The 2,370-nt window shown below is 25.1% G+C and carries 2 protein-coding genes; one reads left to right on the forward strand and one right to left on the reverse strand.

Annotation, left to right across the window (positions count from 1 at the left end; translation table 11 throughout):
- Nucleotides 1-26: 26 nt before the first annotated feature.
- On the reverse strand, nt 27-767 hold the full coding sequence (locus PF569_06835) for a hypothetical protein (protein MDA3855954.1): 741 nt from the start codon (nt 765-767) through the stop codon (nt 27-29).
- Nucleotides 768-1,226: 459 nt separating this feature from the next.
- Between PF569_06835 and PF569_06840 the strand changes: the two genes are divergently transcribed.
- On the forward strand, nt 1,227-2,370 hold a 1,144-nt coding region (locus PF569_06840; GenBank protein ID MDA3855955.1), incomplete at its 3' end, for a reverse transcriptase/maturase family protein.

Genomic DNA, 2,370 nt, shown 5'->3' on the forward strand with positions numbered 1-2,370 from the left:
ATATGCATAAGAATATTTCTTTTATTCTAAATTTTCAATTTAGATTTTTTATTCAAAAAATAAATTTTTAGATAAAAATAGATAATTAGTTGTTGTTTATACTCAATCGGATGAAGCCCTAATATTTTAATTTCTTGATTATCATGATTAATTATCGCATCTGATCCAGATTTTAGAGCACAATTTAAATTTTTATGTAAAGTATTTATTGGAGTTAATAAAATATCATCATATCTTTCAATAAAATATTCAAAAAGCATTAATGAATATATATGAAATGAAACTATTAATTCTGAAGTCATTTGTACTGAAATTGGTCTATATTCTAATAATAAATTATCTTTTTGAATTTTAATCTGTATAAAAGACCAACTAGTTTCTCTAAAAGAATCTATAACGCTTTGTTCTAAATCAGTATTATTTACCTGATAAATAGGCTCTTTTACTAACTGTTTATCAAAATAATCAAAAATATCATCTAAATAAAAATCTGGCAAACCACAATCATAAACATAATCCTCATTTAATAGGTTTTCATCAAGCATACCAATATGTAATCTATAATCTTTTTTATCCAAAAGCTTGTTAAGGAAACCTCCATTTGTAGTAAGACCTGTTAAATAAGGCATTAGATGTAATGAAACATTGAATAATTTCCTACAATGTTCTAAATTTAAAGGTCTAATATTAATATGTATTCCAGAAACAAAAGCTAATGATTTATTATCATTTAACATCTTACAAACTACTTTATTCTCTTCATCCATAATATTATAAAAATCAAGAGTCTTTGTATACTCCTTCCAAAAATTTACTTCAGATGTGTAAACCTCTTTCTCATTAAAATTGGAACAATTATTCTCAGGCTCAAACTCTAAAAAAGGAGGAATAGCTTTTGTTATAAGGTTTATCTCCGAAATTCCAGCAAAATCGTGAAGTTATTTTCCTAAACTAGTTTCAAATGACTTATACTCCTCAAATTTTAATACTTCATTTTTTGCATTTTTTTGTATTTATTAAAATTTAGTCAAAATTCGATTGCTTTTCACAATAACTTTAGTGCATAACAATTATTGTAAAACAAGATAAATATTTAATCCTACAATTTGTCAAAAATCCTATTATTCTTGATGAAAATCTATTTCTAGGATATTTTTATCCCAAAAAGTATTTTTAGTGAAATTTTTATTCAAATTGTTTTTAAAAAACTCTAGTTATACTTATTTATGTTTGACAAATTTACTTCTTTAGAACACTTATACAACTCTTTTTTGATATCATACAAAGGCAGAAATAAGACAAAAGAAGTAATTTCTTATAAGCAGAATTTAGAAGAGAATCTTCTAAATCTAAGAAAAAACTTAATAAATTTCACCTATAAACACAGAAAATATAGAACATTCATTGTTGAAGATTCAAAGAAAAGAGTGATTAATGCTCCAAGTTTTGAAGATCATATTTTACATCATGCTGTATTTTCATTCCTTGAAGAAATTTTTGACAAAAAATTCATAGAAAATTCTTTTGCAAATCGTAAAGGCAAAGGTTCACACAAGGCTGTTTTAAAACTGCAAAAAGAAAGCAAGAAATATCAATATTTCTTGAAAATGGACATTACTAAATACTTCCAATCAGTAGATCAAAATATATTATTCAAACAAATTCAAAGACATGTTAAGGATGAAAAATTCTTATACTATATAAAAATGATTGTTAATAGTTGTCTAGAAACAAATATCATTAATCCTTTAACTAACAATCCAACTGGTATGCCAATTGGCAATGTTACATCACAACTATTTGCTAATATCTATTTACATGACTTAGATTTTTATGTTGAAACTAAAATTAAACCAATGATGAGAAAACAGAATAAAAATATATTTTATATAAGATATGTGGATGACTTTGTATTTTTAGCTCAAAATAAAGAAGACTTAAAAATAATGAAAAATATTGTTTTAGAATTCATTAACACTAACCTTAAGCTTTCTGTATCTCCTAAGAAACTTATTTTAAATAAAATTGAATCTTGGATTCCATTTTTGGGTTACAATATACTACCAAACAAACTTAAAATACGAAATGATACAATTCGTAGGTTTAAAAAACGAATAAAAAATTACGAAGTTGATAGAAAAATTAACTCATTAATTAGTTTCAAAGGTCATTGTGATTTAGCAAATCCCTTATTAATTTCGCAACTCTCAAAAATGATACTACCTAAAAATATAAACAATGTTTATAAATGCCAAAGACTGGTTTTTATTTTATATGGTTCAGAGACAGGGTTCAGAGACAGGGTTCAGAGACAGGGTTCAGAGACAGGGTTCAGAGACAGGGTTCAGAGACAGGGTTCAGAGACAGGGT

It is taken from the genome of Candidatus Woesearchaeota archaeon (assembly GCA_027858315.1).
Taxonomy (GTDB): Archaea; Nanobdellota; Nanobdellia; order Woesearchaeales; family UBA583; genus UBA583.